This window comes from Streptomyces sp. NPDC028928 (assembly GCF_055564915.1).
Map to the genome: position 1 here is coordinate 16938 of NZ_JBVHVI010000011.1, position 17505 is coordinate 34442.

Annotated in this window: 12 protein-coding genes and 1 pseudogene; 8 read left to right on the forward strand and 5 right to left on the reverse strand. The window is 73.3% G+C overall.

Annotation, left to right across the window (positions count from 1 at the left end; translation table 11 throughout):
* Nucleotides 1-61: 61 nt before the first annotated feature.
* Both ACZ4U1_RS25460 and ACZ4U1_RS25465 read right to left on the reverse strand, forming a co-directional pair.
* Nucleotides 62-1831 (reverse strand): ABC transporter ATP-binding protein, encoded by a 1770-nt coding sequence (locus ACZ4U1_RS25460; protein WP_467906257.1) that lies wholly within the window; start codon nt 1829-1831, stop codon nt 62-64.
* The gene (locus tag ACZ4U1_RS25465) at nt 1828-3567 is read right to left on the reverse strand and encodes an ABC transporter ATP-binding protein (RefSeq protein WP_467906259.1); all 1740 of its coding nucleotides are present in this window, start codon (nt 3565-3567) and stop codon (nt 1828-1830) included. Before ACZ4U1_RS25465 ends, ACZ4U1_RS25460 begins: the two co-directional genes overlap by 4 nt.
* A 94-nt stretch (nt 3568-3661) precedes the next feature.
* Between ACZ4U1_RS25465 and ACZ4U1_RS25470 the strand changes: the two genes are divergently transcribed.
* From ACZ4U1_RS25470 to ACZ4U1_RS25505, 8 genes are all read left to right on the forward strand, one after another.
* Complete coding sequence (locus ACZ4U1_RS25470; protein ID WP_467906261.1) at nt 3662-5440, forward strand: ABC transporter ATP-binding protein; 1779 nt, start codon at nt 3662-3664, stop codon at nt 5438-5440.
* Nucleotides 5437-7299, forward strand: a complete 1863-nt coding sequence (locus ACZ4U1_RS25475) for an ABC transporter ATP-binding protein (protein ID WP_467906263.1) — start codon at nt 5437-5439, stop codon at nt 7297-7299. Before ACZ4U1_RS25470 ends, ACZ4U1_RS25475 begins: the two co-directional genes overlap by 4 nt.
* 249 nt (nt 7300-7548) lie before the next feature.
* Nucleotides 7549-7698 carry a hypothetical protein gene (locus ACZ4U1_RS25480; protein ID WP_467906264.1) on the forward strand — a complete coding sequence of 50 codons (150 nt, stop codon included), beginning with the start codon at nt 7549-7551 and terminating at the stop codon, nt 7696-7698.
* A gap of 104 nt (nt 7699-7802) precedes the next feature.
* The gene (locus ACZ4U1_RS25485) at nt 7803-10151 is read left to right on the forward strand and encodes a radical SAM protein (RefSeq protein WP_467906266.1); all 2349 of its coding nucleotides are present in this window, start codon (nt 7803-7805) and stop codon (nt 10149-10151) included.
* A gap of 86 nt (nt 10152-10237) precedes the next feature.
* Nucleotides 10238-11497: a hypothetical protein gene (locus ACZ4U1_RS25490; protein ID WP_467906267.1), complete on the forward strand. Its 1260-nt coding sequence runs from the start codon at nt 10238-10240 to the stop codon at nt 11495-11497.
* A 5-nt stretch (nt 11498-11502) separates the two neighbouring features.
* A complete protein-coding gene (locus ACZ4U1_RS25495; RefSeq protein ID WP_467906269.1) occupies nt 11503-12771 on the forward strand; it encodes an MFS transporter in 1269 nt (422 codons plus the stop codon).
* Nucleotides 12768-13496: a hypothetical protein gene (locus tag ACZ4U1_RS25500; RefSeq protein ID WP_467906270.1), complete on the forward strand. Its 729-nt coding sequence runs from the start codon at nt 12768-12770 to the stop codon at nt 13494-13496. Before ACZ4U1_RS25495 ends, ACZ4U1_RS25500 begins: the two co-directional genes overlap by 4 nt.
* Before the next feature lie 36 nt (nt 13497-13532).
* Complete coding sequence (locus tag ACZ4U1_RS25505; RefSeq protein WP_467906272.1) at nt 13533-14831, forward strand: DUF2087 domain-containing protein; 1299 nt, start codon at nt 13533-13535, stop codon at nt 14829-14831.
* 7 nt (nt 14832-14838) lie between these two features.
* On the opposite strand, the gene ACZ4U1_RS25510 is transcribed toward ACZ4U1_RS25505, so the two are convergent.
* The 3 genes and pseudogenes from ACZ4U1_RS25510 to ACZ4U1_RS25520 form a co-directional block, all read right to left on the reverse strand.
* On the reverse strand, nt 14839-16077 hold the full coding sequence (locus tag ACZ4U1_RS25510; protein ID WP_467906274.1) for a hypothetical protein: 1239 nt from the start codon (nt 16075-16077) through the stop codon (nt 14839-14841).
* Nucleotides 16078-16100: 23 nt separating this feature from the next.
* A pseudogene (locus ACZ4U1_RS25515) lies at nt 16101-16850 on the reverse strand (dolichyl-phosphate beta-glucosyltransferase); the annotation flags it as partial.
* Between the two features lie 115 nt (nt 16851-16965).
* Entirely contained in the window at nt 16966-17502 is a 537-nt protein-coding gene (locus tag ACZ4U1_RS25520; protein ID WP_467906275.1) for a hypothetical protein, read from the reverse strand.
* Nucleotides 17503-17505 lie beyond the last annotated feature (3 nt).

Below are 17505 nucleotides of genomic sequence, written 5' to 3' on the forward strand. Positions count from 1 at the left end.
CTTCTCGCCGGCGGCCGGCCGTTCGTGGCCCCCGAGGCCGGCGACGGCCCGGCGCGGTGACCTACCGGCCCTCGCCGGCGGTGTCCCCGTGCCAGGTCCGCCACAGCGCCGCGTACGCCCCGCCGGCCGCCACCAGCTCCTCGTGCGTGCCCAGTTCGGTCAGCCGGCCGTTCTCCATGACCGCCACCCGGTCCGCGTCGTGGGCCGTGTGCAGGCGGTGGGCGACGGCGATGACGGTACGGCCCGCCAGCACCGCGGCGAGGGCACGCTCGGTGTGCCGGGCCGTGGCGGGATCCAGCAGGGCCGTCGCCTCGTCGAGGATCAGCGTGTGCGGGTCGGCCAGCACCACCCGGGCCAGGGCGAGCTGCTGCGCCTGCGAGCCGTCCGTCGGAACACCGCCCTCACCGAGCCGGGTGCCGAGACCGTCCGGCAGGCCGCGGACCCAGTCGTCGGCGCCGACGGCCGCGAGCGCCGCCCACAACCGGGCGTCCGTGGCGGCGGGTTCGGCGATGAGCAGGTTCTCGCGGACGGTGCCCAGGAAGACATGGTGCTCCTGCGTCACCAGCACCACCTGCCGGCGCAGCAGCTCCGGCGCCAGCTCGGCCACCGGCACCCCGCCCACCGTGACCGTGCCGGAACCGGGCCGGTCGATGCCCGCGAGCAGCCGGCTGAGCGTCGTCTTGCCGGCGCCGGACGGCCCCACCACCGCCAGCCGCTCCCCGGGTCGTACCGTCAGGTCCACCCCGCACAGCACCTCGCCGCCGCGCTCGTACGCGTACCGCACCCCGCGCACCTCGATCCGGTCGTCCGCCGGCACCGCGGACGCGCCCCCGCCCGCACCGCGCGGAGCCCCCGCCAGCCCCTCCACCCGCGCGAACGAGGCGCCACTGCTCTGCAGTTGCTCCACCCGCATCAGGATCTGGTCGAGCGGCTCGGTGAACTGCCGCAGGTACAGTGCCGCCGCCACCACCGCGCCCACCCCGACCGCGCCCCGCGCGTGCAGCCACCCGCCCAGCAGCAGCACCCCCGCCACCGGGACGGCGTACGTCACATCGACCGCCGGGAAGAACACCGACCGCAGCCGCAGGGTGTACAGCCGGGTGCGGCGGGAGGCCTCCAGCGCGTCCCGGCTCGCCGCGATCCGCCGCTGCCGCAGCCGGAACGCCTCCACGGTCCGCGCCCCGGCCGCCGTCGCCGCGACGATCTCCGCGACCTGCGAGGTCGCCGCCCCCTCGGCGAGGTAGCCGTCCCGGGCCCGCCGCAGGTACCAGCGCAGCGCCAGCCAGACCGGGGTGAGCCCGAGCAGCCCGAACGCGCCCAGCACCGGGTCGAGCGCGAACACCGCGCCCAGCACGAAGACCGCCTGCACGGTGTTGACCAGCAGCTCCGGACCGACGTCCCGCAGCGTGGTGCCGACGGTCGCGACGTCCGCGGTGCCCCGCGCGGTCAGGTCCCCGGTGCCGGCCCGCTCCACCACGGACGCGGGCAGCGCCAGCACCCGCTCGACGTACTCCTCCCGCACCCGGGCCAGCGTCCGCTCCCCGAAGCGGTGCCCGACGTACCGCGCCCAGCGGGCCAGCAGCACCTGCGCCGGCGCGCACAGCACGATCCACACCGCGAGCCGGTCCACCGCGCCCACCCCGTGCCCGGCCCGCACCTCGTCCACGATCCGGCCCACCAGCCAGGGCCCGGCCAGACCCACCGCCGCGGCCAGCGCGTTGAGCAGCAGCGTGCCGGCGAACGCCCGCCGGTCGGCCGCCACGAGCCGTGCCGCGGCCCGCCGTACGGCCGCCCGCCCGGCGACGGGCAGCAGCGTCTGCGTCGACGTCATCGCGCGGCTCCCTCGGGAGGCGCGGGCGCCGGGGTGCCGGAGCCCCCGCCGTCCCGCGCGACCAGCGCCCGGTATCCGGGCTCCTGTGCCAGCAGCCGCCGGTGCGGCCCGGCCGCCGCCACCTTGCCGCCGGTCAGGAACACGACCGTGTCCGCGCGGTCCAGGACCAGCGGGGACGTCGTCGTCACCAGCGTCGTACGGCCCTCCCGCTCCGCCCGGAGCCGGTCGGCGACCGTCGCCTCCGTGTGGGCGTCCAGGGCCGAGGTCGGTTCCACGGCGAGCAGCACCTCCGGGTCGGCCAGCAGGGCCCGGGCCAGGCGCACCCGCTGCCGCTGGCCGCCGGAGAGGCTGCGGCCCTGCCCGGCCACCGCCGAGTCCAGCCCGTCCGGCAGACCGCGGACGACGTCCTCGGCCGCCGCCGCGCGCAGCGCCCGGCGCAGCGCCGCCTCGCCGGCCGGGCGGGCGCCGGCCACCACCTCCCGGAGCGGCCCGGCGAACAGGTCCGCCTCGTTGTCGGCGACGAGGACGCGCCGCCGTACGTCCGCCAGCGGGACCGCGTCGAGCCGTACCCCGCCCCAGGTGGCGTCGGTGGGCCCGTACCGGCCGAGCCGGTCGACCACGGCGGCGGCCTCGGCGGGCCGGGCGGCGGCCAGCGCGGTCAGCCGGCCCGGCACCACCCGCACCCCGGACGCGGGGTCGTACAGCTCGGCCGGTCCGGCGGGCGCCGGGAGTGTGCCGGTGTCCGGTTCCGGTTCCAGCCGCAGCAGGCGTACGACCCGGCGCGCGGCCACCACACCGCGGTTGAGGTCGTAGGCCATCTGCACGAAGAACGCGACCGGCCCGACGAGCACCGCCACATAGCCGTAGACCGACACCAACTCGCCCACGGTGAGGGCTCCTTGGGCGGTGAGCCGGGCCGCGAGCCAGGTCACCACGGCCAGGAACAGGGTCGGCAGGCCCACCCCGAGCGCCTGCACCCAGCTGGCCACCGCGCCCACCCGGTAGCCCTGCGCCCGCAGCCGCTGCGAGTCGTTCCGGAACGCGTCCGCGAACAGCCCTTTGCCGCCCAGCCCGTTGAGGACGCGCAGCCCGCCCGCGAGGTCGCCGACGCGTGCGGCGAGCACCCCCTGCCGCTCCCGGTACTCGCTCTCCGCGCCCTGCAGCCGCAGCGTCAGCGGCCCCGTCAGCAGCGCGACCACCGGCAGCCCGAGCAGCACCACCGCGGCGAGCGGCGCGGAGACGGTCAGCAGCAGGACGGCCACCACGCCGTAGACCACGAGCGCGCCGACGCCCGGCCCGACCACGGTCAGCGCCACCGCCAGCGTCTGTGCGTCACCGACCCCGATGGTGACGACCTCCCCGGCCCCGGCCCGGCGCGGCAGCGCGGCGCCCAGCCGTACCACGTGCCCCAGGACCACCTTGACCGTACGGAAGTTGGCGTCCATCCGGACCCGGGTCATGGTCCGGTGCCGCAGAATGCCCAGCCACGCGTTCAGCGCGCCGACCACGAACATCAGCACGGTCCACCCGGCGAGCACGCCCAGCCGCCCCGGCAGCAGCCCCTCGTCCACGGCCCGCGCCATCAGATACGGCTGTGCGGCCAGCAGCACCGTCCAGACGCTGCCCAGCAGCGCCCCGGCCACCGAGCGCCCCGGCTGACACCGCACCAGCCACCACAGATACCGCCAGCCGCCCCGGGTGTCGGGCGTGCCCGGATCCTCGTACGCGTCGATCATCCATCCCCCCGGTCCCTTCAACGAGCCTGTCCGCGCGGACCTCCGGCCAAAACTCGGTGGGCGTTGTCAGCGGCGGTCCGTACGCTCGCGAGTGATGCCCACGACACGTGCAACCACCGACCGTACCGCCGTACGCACCCTGCTCCGGCTGTGGCCGTACGTCCGCCCGGTACGCGCGCGGCTGTTCACCGCCGCGTTCGTCGCGGTCGTCGCCTCCTGCACGGGACTGGTGATCCCGCTCGTCCTGAAGTGGATGGTCGACGGCCCGGTAGCCGACCGCGACCCGGCGGGCGTGTGGCTCGGCGCGCTGTACCTGCTGCTGCTCGGCCTCGCCGAGGCGGTCCTGTTCGGCCTACGGCGCTGGCTCGTGGCCCGGCCGCTGTCGCACGTCGAGGCGGAGATGCGGGCGGACCTCTACCGGCGTCTGCAACGGCTGCCGGTCGCCTTCCACGACCGCTGGGCATCCGGCCAGCTGCTCTCCCGGGGCACGACCGACCTGATGCTGCTCCGCATGTTCCTCGCCTTCCCGCTGACGTTCCTGCTCGTCAACGGGGTCACCATCGTCGCCGGCCTGGTCGTCATGCTGCTCCAGGACTGGGTGCTGGGACTGGTCATCCTCGGGCCCGCCGTCCCCGTGATGTGGACCTGCGTGGTCTTCGAACGGCGGTACGCGCAGGTGGCGCGGCGCGCCCAGGACCAGGTCGGCGACCTCACCACGGTGGTCGAGGAGAGCGTGCTCGGCATCCGCGTCATCAAGGGCTTCGGCCGCCACCGCAGCCAGGCCCGCGCGTTCCGCGAGCTGTCCGGCCGGCTCCGCGGCACGGAGCTGCGCAAGGCGCGGCTGCTGGCCACCATCTGGGGGATCATCGTCACCCTCCCCGAGGTGGCGATCGGCGCGGCGCTGGTGCTGGGCGCGGTGCGGGTGGCCGACGGGGACCTGTCCGCGGGCACGCTGGTCGCCTTCCTGAGCACGGCTCTCGCCCTGCGCTGGCCCGTCGACTCCATCGGGTTCCTGCTGGCGATGAGCCAGGAGGCGGCCACCGCGACCGAGCGCTACTTCGAGGTGATGGACGAGGTGCCGGAGGACCGGGGAGGGGGCCGGGACGCTCGGCCGCGCGGGCCCCACACGCGCGGACTCCGGTTCGAGAACGTCTCGTTCCGCTACCCCGACGCACCCCCCGGCTCCCCGCCCCTCCTCACCGGCATCGACCTCCACATCCGCCCCGGCGAGTCCATGGCCCTCGTCGGAGCCACCGGCAGCGGGAAGACCACGCTCACCGCGCTCGTGCCGAGGCTGCACGAGGTCACCTCCGGGCGGATCACCCTCGACGGCGTCGACATCACCACGATGTCCCGGGAAGAGCTGCGCACCAAGGTCGCCGTGGCCTTCGAGGAACCCACCCTCTTCTCCGCGAGCGTCGGCGAGAACGTGCTCATGGGCGCACCGGACGGCGCCGGAGAGCCGGAGCTGGACCGGGCCCTCGCCATCGCGCAGGCCGACTTCGCGCACGCGCTCCCGCAGGGCACCGACACCCGGGTGGGCGAGCAGGGCCTCAGCCTCTCCGGCGGCCAGCGCCAGCGGCTCGCGCTGGCCCGCGCGGTGGTCGGCAGACCGGAGTTCCTGGTGCTGGACGACCCGTTGTCCGCCCTGGACGTGCACACGGAGGCCGCCGTGGAGGCCGCCCTGCGCCAGGTGCTCGCCGACACCACCGCGCTGATCGTGGCCCACCGCCCCTCCACCGTGCTGCTCGCCGACCGGGTGGCCCTGCTCTCGGGCGGCCGGATCGCCGCCGTCGGCACCCACCAGGAACTGCTGCGCCACAACGCCGAGTACGCCCACCTGATGTCCGGGGAACAGGAGGACTCCCGTTGACCAGCACGACCTCCACCCCCGCCGTCGCCGACGGCGAACCGGCCCGCCCGGAGGGCACCGGCGACGCGGGCGACCACTTCGACCGGGACGTGCTGCCCAGCCCGCCCGGCGCCACGGCCGCCCTGCTGCGTTCGCTGCTCGCGCCCATGAGGGCCCGGGTCGCGCTCACCACGTTCCTCCTCCTGCTCCAGCAGGCGGCGGTGCAGGCGGGCCCGCTGCTGGTGGCGTACGCCATCGACAGCGCCGTACCGGCGTTCCGGGACGACCGGCACGGCCCGCTGTTCGCGGTCGCCGCGGGCTATCTGCTGTGCGCGCTCGCCTCGGGCGCGCTGCAGTTCGCGTTCATCGAGACCTCCGCGCGGGTCAGCCAGGACGTGCTGCTGGACCTCAGGGGCCGGATCTTCCGGCACGCGCAGGCGCTGAGCATCGACTTCCACGAGCGGTACACCTCCGGCCGGCTGATCTCCCGCTCCACCACGGACGTCGAGTCGCTGCGCGAACTCCTCGACGAGGGGCTCCAGGAGCTGGTGACCGTCATCCTGTCCTTCGTCTACATCTCGGCGCTGCTGCTCTGGCTGGACCTCGGCCTCGGCGCGGTCGCGGTGGCCTCCTTCGTGCCGCTGTACCTGCTGGTCCGGCTCTACCGGCGGCGCGCGGGACGGGTGTACCGGGCGCGGTCCACGGCGATCGCGGCGGTGATCGTGAAGTTCGTGGAGACGATGAACGGCATCCGGCCGGTGCGCGCCTTCCGCCGGGAGGCCGCGAACGACGCCGAGTTCGCGGTGCTGAACGCGCGCCACGAGCGCACGAACGGGGACTCGCTGCTGGAGATGGCCCGCTATGTGGTCGGCTCCCGGCTGGTGGCCAACACGGCGGTCGCGGCGATCGTGCTCTGGGGCGCCTACCGGGTGGCGTCCGGCTCGCTGGAGCTGGGTGTGCTGGCGGCCGCGGTGCTGTATCTGCGCCGGCTGTACGACCCGATCGACCGGCTCGGCATGTTCCTGAACTCCTACCAGTCGGCCGCCGCCTCCCTGGAGAAGATCGCCGGCCTGCTGGCCCAGACACCGTCCGTTCCCGAGCCCGACCACCCGCGCGAACTCCCCCCGCTGAAAGGCGAGTTCCCGGGCCGCGAGGTGGTCTTCGACGGCGTCCGTTTCGCCTACCGCACCGGCGGCGAGGTGCTGCCCCGCTTCGACCTCACCCTCCCGGCCGGGCAGACGGTCGCCGTCGTGGGCTCCACCGGCGCCGGCAAGTCGACCCTGGCCAAGCTGCTCGCCCGCTTCTACGACCCCTCCTCCGGGCGGGTGCTGCTGGACGGCGTGGACCTGCGCGAGCTGCCGGTGCCCGAACTGCGGCGCGGGGTGGTCATGGTGACGCAGGAGGCCTTCCTGTTCTCCGGCACGGTCGCCGACAACATCGCGATCGGCCGGCCCGACGCCACCCGCGAGGAGATCGAGCAGGCCGCGAAGGCGATCGGCGCGCACGAGTTCATCAGCGCACTGCCCGACGGCTACGACACCGACGTCCGCAAGCGCGGCGGCCGCATCTCCGCCGGACAACGCCAACTGGTCGCCTTCGCACGGGCCTTGCTGGCCGACCCGGCGGTACTGATCCTGGACGAGGCGACCAGCTCGCTGGACGTCCCGGGGGAGCGGGCGGTGCAGCGGGCCATGGCGACGGTACTGCGGGGCCGTACCGCCGTGGTCATCGCCCACCGGCTGTCCACCGTCGAGATCGCGGACCGGGTGCTGGTGATGGAACACGGCCGCATCGTCGAGGACGGCCGCCCGGACCAGCTCATCGCGGGCACCGGCCGCTTCGCGGACCTCCACAGGGCGTGGCGGGACAGCCTGGCGTAGGCCGGGGGCTTTCCCGTGACGCAAGGTACCGACGGCATCGAATCCGGTCGCTTCAATTTGTAAGGCGCCATTCGGGCAACATCGGACAGTGTCGTCCGCCTGCGGGGAAAAGACAGATGAAAACCCCTCTTGCAGAGCTGTGATCTTGAAGTTACATTCTTTCTCGCGCTGGACGGTTGGGGAGTCGAGCGAAGGCCGTGAAGCAACACACGTTCCACGGAGCACCTTTTACTCGAAGAGGAGAAATCTATGAACCTCAACGCCGAGACCGCCAACGACTTCGACGTCGACGCCCTGCTCGCCCTCACCGAGGTCGACGAGGCCCTCTCCGTCGAGGCCGTCGTTCCGAACCGTGTCAACAGCAAGTACGCCCTTCTTCAGGAGCCCGCCAACAGCTGACCGGCCACGAGCTGATCAGCGTGGCTCGCTGAAGCGCGATCCGTCCGCGCTCTGACGGCCGTACTCGGCTCCCTGTCCAGCAACGGAACCCCACGAGAACCCTTATGCGGAAACCCCGAATACTTCTCGTCAACCCGCCCATCTGGAACGTCTACGCGCCCCACCTCGCGGTTCCCCTGCTGGCCGCGGTGATGCGCCGGCACGGATGGCAGGTGTCGTCCCTCGATCTGAGCATCGAGCAGACGGACTGGCTGCTCTCCGGTGAGGGGCTGACGGCCCTGCTGCCGAAGGCCGAACGGCGGCTGGGCGAGATGCCCGCCGCAGAACGGCACGCCCATGAGGAGACCCTCGCCGTATTCGGCGACACCATCGCCCGTATCGACCGCGCCCGCACGGCACTGAAATCTCGGTCCATTCTGACGGATCCGGTTGCCTTCACCGATGCCGCGACGGTCGTGCGCAACGGACTCGCCTGTGTTTCCGCTTCCTTTCCGGGCCTGAATTTCGACTTGCGGGGAAACTTCTCATGCTTTTCCCACCGGCGCTCCGATTCCGTCCTGGAAGCGGCCGGATCGCCGGACCGCAATGTGTACGGCTGGGCTCTTGAGCACCGGCCCATCCCCGAGCTGGAGGATTCCGACCTGGCTGTGGTCGGCATCTCCGTGTCCGCCGACACCCAGCTGATCGCGGCCCTCACCGTGGCCCGAAACGTCAAGCGTGCCCGCCCGGACGTCCATGTGGTGATGGGCGGCAACCTGACCACGCGCATGGTGAGCCGCTGGAAGGAGGAACACCCGTTCTTCCAGTACGTGGACTCCTTCGTGTCCTACGAGGGAGAAGACGCGCTGCCCGCCCTCTGCGACCGGATCATCGGGGCTGACGACCGTCCTGTTCCCGGACTGCTGGAAAGCGACGGCCGGGGCGGGCTGCTGCGCACGCCGGCCGCCATGGTCGACGTCTCCGACCTGCCGACGCCGGACTTCGACGGCCTGCCGCTCGACCGCTACTTCGCCCCCGGTCCCGTCCTCCCGCTCCAGGCCTCGCGCAGCTGCGCGTGGGACTGCGCCTTCTGCTCCATCCCGTTCGCCAGCAACAAGTTCCGCATCCGGCGCCCGGACCAGGTCGTGCACGACATGGCCACCCTGGCGGCCCGGCACGGCACCGACACCTTCATGTTCGTGGACGAGATCATGACTCTCACCTCGCTGCGCGGGGTGTCCAGAGAGCTGGTCGAAGGCGGGCACGAGCTGTTCTGGTATGGGGAGACCCGGTTCAGCAAGGGACTCGACGACGAACTGGCGGCCACGCTGCGGCGTTCGGGATGCCGCCGTCTCGACCTCGGCCTGGAGTCCTACAACCAGCGCGTGCTGGATCTGATGCGCAAGGGCACCAAGGTGGCCGACATCGAGCCCTCCCTCGACGCCCTGCTGGGGAACAAGGTGCCGGTCCACCTGTTCTGCATGACCGGCTTCCCGGGGGAGACGGAAGAAGAGGCGGTGCGGACCCAGGAGTTCGCCGCCGAGGCGCTGCGCCGCTCCGTGGAAGAGTACGACGTCCCGTACTCCACGGCCGCCAACGGACCGTTCATCCTGGACGTGCTCTCCCCCGTGGGGGAACGCCCCGACCTGTTCGGCGTCGAGCTGATTCCCCCCGCGGAGGGGGAGGACCTGGCCTTCGACCTCGACTACACGGTCACCGACGGCCTCACGCAGGAGGACGCGGTCCGGCTCACCTCCGGTGGCCCGGGAAACCCCGCGGGTGCCGCGTTCCACCGGGGCACCTGGATCGGGGACGCCGAGGAGTGGTCGTTCCTGTGGGCGATGGCCGAGGCGGAACTGCCGGCCCGGAAGGTGGCCGCACCAGCCGCTCCCCGCCCGGAGCTGCGCCCCGAAACGCGCGTTCGGCTCGCGGACGAGGTGCGTGTCCGGGTGTCGGCCGCCGAGCGCGGAATCCTCCTGCACGTGCCGTCGCGCGACGCCCTGCTGACCGTGCCGCGGGAGTGGGAGCGGCTGCTCGACGGACCGGCGCACACCGTGGCCGGCCTGCTGGAGAACGTCCCGTCGGCCAGAGCCGCGGCAGCCACGCTGGTCCGGCTCGCGGCCCATCGGGCGCTGACCGTCGAGGCGGCCGGCACCCGTGAGGGGAGTGCGCCGCTGTGGTACGCAGCCCAGCCGCACGAGGTGCTGGACAGCCGGTCCGACGGAAGCTGCCTGCTGGCCTCTCCGGAGACCGACAAGCGGGTCAGGGTATCCGCCGCCGGCCGACTCGTCTGGCTGCTCACGACCGACGGCGCGACCGCGGCCGAACTGTCGGCCCGGACCCGGCTGCCCGAGGAGCGGCTGGTGCCGCTGCTGGATGAACTGGCCGGGCACGGGGTCATCGCCGCGGCCTTCCTCCACCCGCAGCTGCTCGGTACGGCTGTGCCGGCGGGGGCCGCTCAACGCTCCGGATGACGACCGGCCGGCGTCACCGCAAACCGACCAACGCCGCATGCCGCGGCCCGAATGCAGGAGTTTCAGTCGTGTCCCACCCCCTCCCCGTGGCAGGGTCCGAAACGGACCGGTTCTGGAAGGAGTTCGCCTCGCGCCATTGGGAGCAGGAGCCGCTGTCCCTGCCGTCCTCGCCCGTCCAGCTGGGTATAGACGACGAGGAGTTGATGCGGGCGCTGGTCCTGGCAGCCGACCCGGAGAACCGGCCCGAGGGGTCCGGGCTCCCGAAGGTCGTGGTGACGGTGGACGGCCGGACACAGCCGATCGACACGCGGGTCTTCCTCCCGCTGCCCGAGGACGGCTCGCTGGACGACTACCTGGCCCGCGTCGACCGGCACATGCGTGAGCACGAGTGGAGCGTGGCCGTCTCCGGCCTGCACGCGGTCTCGGCGCCGCTGTGGGACCGGGCCAAGCGGATGTCCGACGACGTCTTCCGCTTCACCGGGACGCGGGTCGCCGGCCGGGTGGACATCGACACCTTCATCGGCCGGTACACCTCGACCAACGTCGGCGTGCACGTCGACCATGCGGGGAATTTCGGTTTCACTCTGCGTGGCCGCAAGACCCTTCTCACCTGGGCCCCGGAGCATGCCGAGCAGGTTCCCCAGCACACCGCCGACTACGCCTCGGCCCGCGAGCTTGCCGACGTCCTGGTCGGCGAGCCCGGAGCGCTGACGTACTTTCCCTCCAGGCAGCTGCACGTCGGCGAGTCCCCCGACGCGGTCGCGGTCAACGTGAACATCGCATTCTTCACCAGGAGTGATCCGGCCGCCGTCGTCCTCGAAGCCGTGGGCGGCCTGCTGGGCCGAGCACCCACAGCGGGCGGGCCCGGCGCCGACGCGCATGTCCCGGACGGCATCCCCGCCCCGACCGCCGCGACCCTCGACGCACTGGCCGGCCTGTCGCGCGGCGAGATCGAGGACGCCGTCTGGGAACACAGCATGCGTGCGCTGACCTCGGGTGGTCTGGGTGTGGGCCGCCCGTCCGAGTCTCCCGTGCCGGCGCCGCGGGACGCCCGTGTCCGGCTCGGCGACGACGTGGTGCTGCGCCAGCGGCCGCTCGCCGACGGGCGCCGGGCCGTCGCCGTGCAGGGGCACACGGTGAAGGTCGCCGACCATCCGCGGCTCGAAGCCGCCCTCACCGCGCTGGCCTCCGGGGACACACTCGATCTCGGACAGTGGGAACGGGAGACGGACAGCGCCGCCGTACCCCTTCTGCACGCCGTCCTGCTCCGGCTGTCGGCCTGGCGGGCGACCCGGGTCGAGGGCGCCGAGTCCGGTACCGTGCGTACCGCCGAGCCGGTCCTGTGATGTCGGTGCGACTGAGCAAGGGACCAGCTCTGCTGGCCGTCGTCGCCTTGCTGATCAGCACAGTCGGTGACGAGGTGGCCCTGGTGGCGCTCGCCCTGCGCGGCGCCGACCGTACCGGGCTCACCTCGGTGGTGTCGGCCCAGATGCTCGCCGGTCTGGTGCCCGGGATCGCCCTGGGCGGTCCGATCGGGCGGATCGTCGACCGTTTCCGGCTCGACGCCGTCCTGGGTGTGACGCTGGCACTGGAGTGCCTCATCGCGACGGCCGCCGCCGCCTTCGCGGACGGACCGGTGCTCCTCATCGCCACCATGCTGTTCCTGGGGGCCCTGGGCGCCGTCGCCCAGACGTGCGTGATGGCTCTCGTCCCACGGCTGTTCCCGGCTTCCGGGGCGCAGTTGCGGATCAACGGTGTCATGGAGTCGACCAGGAACGCGGGTTACATCGTCGGCCCGCTGCTGGTGGGTCTGCTCACCGCTCACGGCGGGACCGGGCTGGCGCTGGCGGTCGACGCCGGTACCTTCGCCTTCGCCCTGCTGGCGGTGCCGGTGATCACCCATTGGCTGTCCGCCACCCCCGCGCGGCCCGCGCCGGCGGCCGACACCTCCCCTCCGCCCGCCGAAGCGGCCAAGGGCGGTCTGCGGGCCGGTCTGTCCCTGCTCTGGACGGGAGCCCAGCGGCGGACCGCGCTCGCCACCATCGTCGTCACCGTCGCCTCGACCTCCGTCGTCAATGTGCTGATGCCGTTCTTCGCCCATGAGATCCCCGGCGGCACCGCTTCCTACGGAATCGTGCTGGCGACCTGGAGCGTGGGCCTGGTGGTGGGGCCGTTCGTGCTGCGCGGCCGGCTCGGCAACCTGCCCACCGCCGTCGTCGCGGTCGGCGCCGCCGCGACCATCGGGCTCAGCTATCTGGTGACCGCCGCGTATCTCGTCCTCCCCGTGATGCTGGCGGCCTCGCTGTGCGGCGGCATGGCCAACGCGGTGCAGAACGTGGCGCTGCGGACCCATGTCATGGCCGACTGCCCGCAGGAAGTGCGCGGCCGCGTCGGTGCCGCCTACGGCGCGACGCTGCAGAGCGCGGTGGCGGTGGGCTTCGCTCTGGCCGGGCTCGCCCCTGCCGACGGGGCCCGCTGGGGCATCCTCGCCGGAGGTGCCGTCGCCTTCGTCGTGGGCTCGGCCGGCTGGCTACGGACACGGGCGCTGGCCGCCCCGGCCCCGGCCGAAGCCAACGTGTCCGTACCCCCTCGACAGGCTTCGGAGGCAGAAGCGTCGTGACCCGTCAGCGGATCCTCCTCGATCCCGTCCTCCCCCGGTTCTGTGCCCAGACCGGGGCCTCCCTGCCGCTCGCCTGGGAGCTGGCCTGGTCGCACCAGGAACAGGCCCAGGACACCGTGCTCAGTCTCACGCCACCGCCCGCTCCCCGGGAGACCGACCGCCTCGTCTGGCCGCGCCGGCTGTCCCCCGGCACCGGGCTCCGCCTGCCCGGGAACGTGCGGGTCGAGCAGACGCCGTTGCCCTTCGTGCGCGACGGCGGACCGGTGACCGCACTCTTCAGCCCGGACCTCCCCGCGTTCGCGGAGGTTCCCCGGCCGGTGGGCGAACTCCTGGTGCGTGGAACGTCCGTGACCGCGGTGCGCGACCGGTGGGGGACTTCCGGGGAAGCGGCGGACCACCTCCTGGTGGACCACTTCCTGGTGGGGCTGCTGCGCCTGGGGCTGCTGCATGCCGATCCCTCCCCCGTCGCCGCACGGCCGGGAGCGGACGGCCGGCTGCTGGTCCAGGAGGCCTGGACGGAGGCTGTGGAGCGAGACCAGGGGGTTCACTTCCTCGCCAGTATCCCCACCGGCAACTTCCTCAAGGTGGGCGCGGCGGCGCTCCGGCTGTGGCAGTGCGCCGGATCCGGGGACGGGATCCCCGCCGGCTCACTGCCCGCGCCACTGATCGACGCGGCGGACCGGATGCTGTCCGCCGGCCTGCTCCGGGCCGTCGCTGCCGAGTGACGGCAGACCGTGAGCGGGCCGAAGAGAGGATGACCCATGACTGACCCGACGTCCGAAGCGCTGACCGGTCTGACCCGTCCGGGAATGGGAACGGAGAACGCCGGTCCCGCCCTGCAGGCGCTCACCAGGATGGTGCGCCCGCGCACGGTGGTCGAGGTGGGTGCCGGCTCGTCGACGCTGCACCTCCTCCTCGGACTGCGCGACGCCCGCGCCGAGGCGGCTCAGGACCGGCGCATCATCGACGGCGAGACCGTGGCACCCGAACGGGCTTCAGTTCTTCATCCCCGTTCCGCCGTCGCGGACTACACGCCGAAGCTGCTCGTCGTGGACGACATCTCCGTACCGGGCACCTCCGCGGACCGGGTGCGGGAGGCGGCCCGGGATCTCGGCCTCGACGACATGCTGACCTTCATCGAGCGCGACTTCTTCGCCCTGACGGACGAGGAACTCGACGGCTGGGGTCCGCTGGACCTGGTCTGGCTGGACGCCGGCACGCAAGGCGACGACGCGGCGTTCCTCACCTCCCTCTGGCCCCGTGTGGCACCCGGCGGCACGGTCGTCCTGCACGAGCCGTACCTGGCCACCACCGTCGAGACGTCCGACCGGCTGGGGGACACCCGGGTGGCGGCCCGGATCGTGCCGACACCGCTGCTGCAGGAGCTTCGCCGCCAGGCTGCCGCGCCGGACAGCGGTATGGACCTCCTCGCCCTGAACGAGCCGCACAAGCACCGCCAGACGGGTCTGCTGCTGCTCCGGAAGCACGCGCCCTGGGAGCGCGACAGGGGCGCCTCGTTCGCCGAGGAGCTGAAGGCACTGGGCGAGACGGGCTCCACCGAGCCGCCCCGGCTCGGCGCGCCGCACACCCGGCCGAGGAGCGGCGGGGAAGACCGCGGGGACCGCGTCCTCGCGGCGCTGGCCGACGCGACGCGCCGCACGGTCTACAGCGCTGTGGTCCTGCGACCCGACACCGCCCAGGGTGTCGGCGAGCGTCTGGGCATGTCCGCCGAGCGCACCGCGAAAGCGCTCGCCGCACTCGAGAAGGCCGGACTCGTCACGCACACGGAAAGCGGCTGGGCCCCGGCCGACGATGTCTGGCGGGAAGCGTCGCCCCGCCGTGCGCAGCCGCCGGCGCAGACGACGATCCCCGCCAGACGCGGCAAGCGGAGGGTGTTCCTGGAAAACCTGGTCCCGCTCTTCGAACAACAGCGGCGCTACCCGGAGAGCGAGGTCAACGACCTGTTGCGCGAGATCCACCCGGATGTGGCCGCGCTTCGCCGTTACCTGGTGGAGGAACAACTGCTCGCTCGGGCCGACGGCTGGTACTGGCGTCCGTGAGGCGGGATCACGGCACCCCCAGCTCGAACAGCGCGTACCCCGCGTACGACCCGGAGGCCAGTGCCGCGATGCCCAGCAGCGTGCACAGCACCGGCAGGCTCAGGCGGCGCATGGCGACCGCGAGGGGGAGGAACAGGGGGAAGCAGGGCAGCAGGTAGCGGGAGATGTTGGCGACGATCTGCTGGCTGCCGAGGACCAGGACCAGGGTGAGGACGGTGTACAGGACCAGCACCGCCGGCGGGCGCAGCCGCAGCAGCAGCGGCAGCAGTGCGCAGGCGAGCAGGATGACGGCGACCGAGATGACGTCCGCGAAGGGGTACGCGAAGAGGTAGTCGAACTTTCCCACGGGGACGGACGTCAGCACGTCCCAGGTCTGCTTGCCGTAGTCGAACTGGTGGGCCCAGGCACCCGACTGGAGCTTGAAGTAGCCGTTCAGCTGGCCCATGTGGTTGCCGACCCAGAGCAGATAGCCGAGCAGCCCCAGGGGGGCCAGGGCCATGGCGAGCAGCGGGCGCAGCGCGCCGTCCTCGCCGCGGCGCAGGGAGAGCAGCGCGGCCACGCCGAGCGCGGCGATCAGCGCGGCGGCCGTGGGCCGGTTGAGGCCGGCCGCGAAGGTGAGCACGCCGGCGGTGAGCCAGCGCCGGGTGAGGACGGCGTGGCAGGCCCAGGCGGCCAGGGCGACGTAGAGGGAGTCGGAGTAGACCGCCCACTCCACGCCCGAGCCCGGCCACACCGCCCAGAGTCCGGCCGCCGCGAGCCCGGCCCGCCGGCCGCCGAAGCGTTCGGCGACGGCGTAGACGCCGAGGGCGGCGGCGAAGGAGGCGACGATCGAGACCAGCAGCCCGGCGCCGTACGAGCCGAGGCCGGTGACCGTCGAGGTCAGCCGTATCAGCGCCGGGTACAGCGGGAAGAACGCCGCCGAGTTGCCCTCCAGCGTGATCAGGCCGGTGGCGCCCGGGACGGGGACGAGTTTCGGGTCGTAGCCGTGCAGGGCGATCTGCTGGTACCACCAGCCGTCCCAGGTGGCCAGTACGTCCCAGGCGTGCGCTCCGCCGCCGAACCGGGGGTGCTTGGTGCGGTAGTCCCCGGCGGAGGAGAGCAGGTACAGGAAGGAGCAGAAGCCGGCCAGCTTCAGCGTGCCGAACATGGCGAGCACCGGTCCGTGCCGGCGGGCGGCGGCCCGCAGCCGGGAGCCGGACGCGGACTCGGGGGCCGCGGGACGTATGTGGGGCAGGGTCGCGGTCATCGGAGCACCGGCCTCGGCCGGCGGCGGGCCAGGGTGCGCCGCATCCGGGCGATCCCGCGCAGGTCCGCCAGCGCGGTGGCGAGGATGTCGACGCTGCTGTCCGGGTCGTCGACCCAGTCCACCGGCACCTCGTGGATCCTCAGCCCCGCCCGCTCGGCCAGCACCAGCAGCTCGGTGTCGAAGAACCACTCCCCGTCCCGCACCAGCGGCAGCAGCCGCTCGGCGGTCTCCCGCCGGACCGCCTTGAACCCGCACTGGGCGTCGGAGAACCCGACGGCGAGCGTGCAGCGCAGCAGCACGTTGTAACAGCGGGATATGACCTCCCGCTTGGTCCCGCGCACCACCCGCGCGCCGGGCGCCAGCCGGGTGCCGATGGCCAGGTCGGAGTGGCCCGAGATCAGCGGGGCGACCAGCGGCAGCAGCGCGGTGAGCCCGGTGGACAGGTCCACGTCGAGGTACGCCAGCACGGGCGCCCGGGAACCGGACCAGGCGGCCCGCAGGGCCCGGCCGCGGCCCTTCTCGGGCAGCCGCAGCGAGGTCACCTCGGGGAGTTCGGCGGCCAGCCGGCCGGCGATGGCCGGGGTGCGGTCGGTGCTCGCGTTGTCGGCGATGGTGATCCGGAACGGGTAGGGGAAGGTGTCCCGCAGATGCGTGTGCAGCCGCCGGACGTTGGGCTCCAGGTCCTTCTCCTCGTTGAACACCGGTACGGCCACGTCCAGGACGGGGTCCTCGTGAGGCGTCCGCACGGGGGTGCGCCCGGGTGCCGGCGCCACGGCCGGTGGCCTGCTCGATCGGCTCGGTCGGATGTATGTCACGTAGGTCCCCGTTTGTTCTGAGGTGTCGGGCGTGCCGAGGGCAGGCGTGGATGGGAGTCGGGAAGGGCGGCGGCTAGCCGCTCGGGCTGACCGGCGACGAGGGCTCGTCCGACGCCTCGCCGGACGCGGTCATCGTCACCGTGACCGGCGGCACGGTCCTGCCGCCCTCGACCGGGGAGGTGGCCGTGGCCGATGGCGGCGCGTGCGTGGTGGTCGCCGGACTCTCGGTGGTCGCGGGCGGGTCGGAGGTGGCCGACGTGTCGCCCGGCGTCGGGAAGTCCGTCGGTGGCGAGGACGGCGAAGTCGGCGGCGCGCTCGGCGACAGGGTCGGCGACCGGGGCGGCGTACTGCTCGGGGTCGGCCCCGGGCTGGTCATGGGCCGGGGCCGCGGTGCGCTGGGCCGGTCGGCGGTGTGGCCGTGCGGCCACAGGAACAGGCCCAGGCCGAGCCCGGCCACCGCCAGCACGGTGCCGGCCGTCCGGCGCGCGGTGCGCACCCGGCGCCGGGCCCGCACCCCCGCGCGCAGCGCCTCCCGGTGCCGTGCCTCGAAGGACGCCGGCTGCCGGTCCTGGTGCATGAGCTGCGTCAGCTGCCGCTCGAAGTGATCCATGAC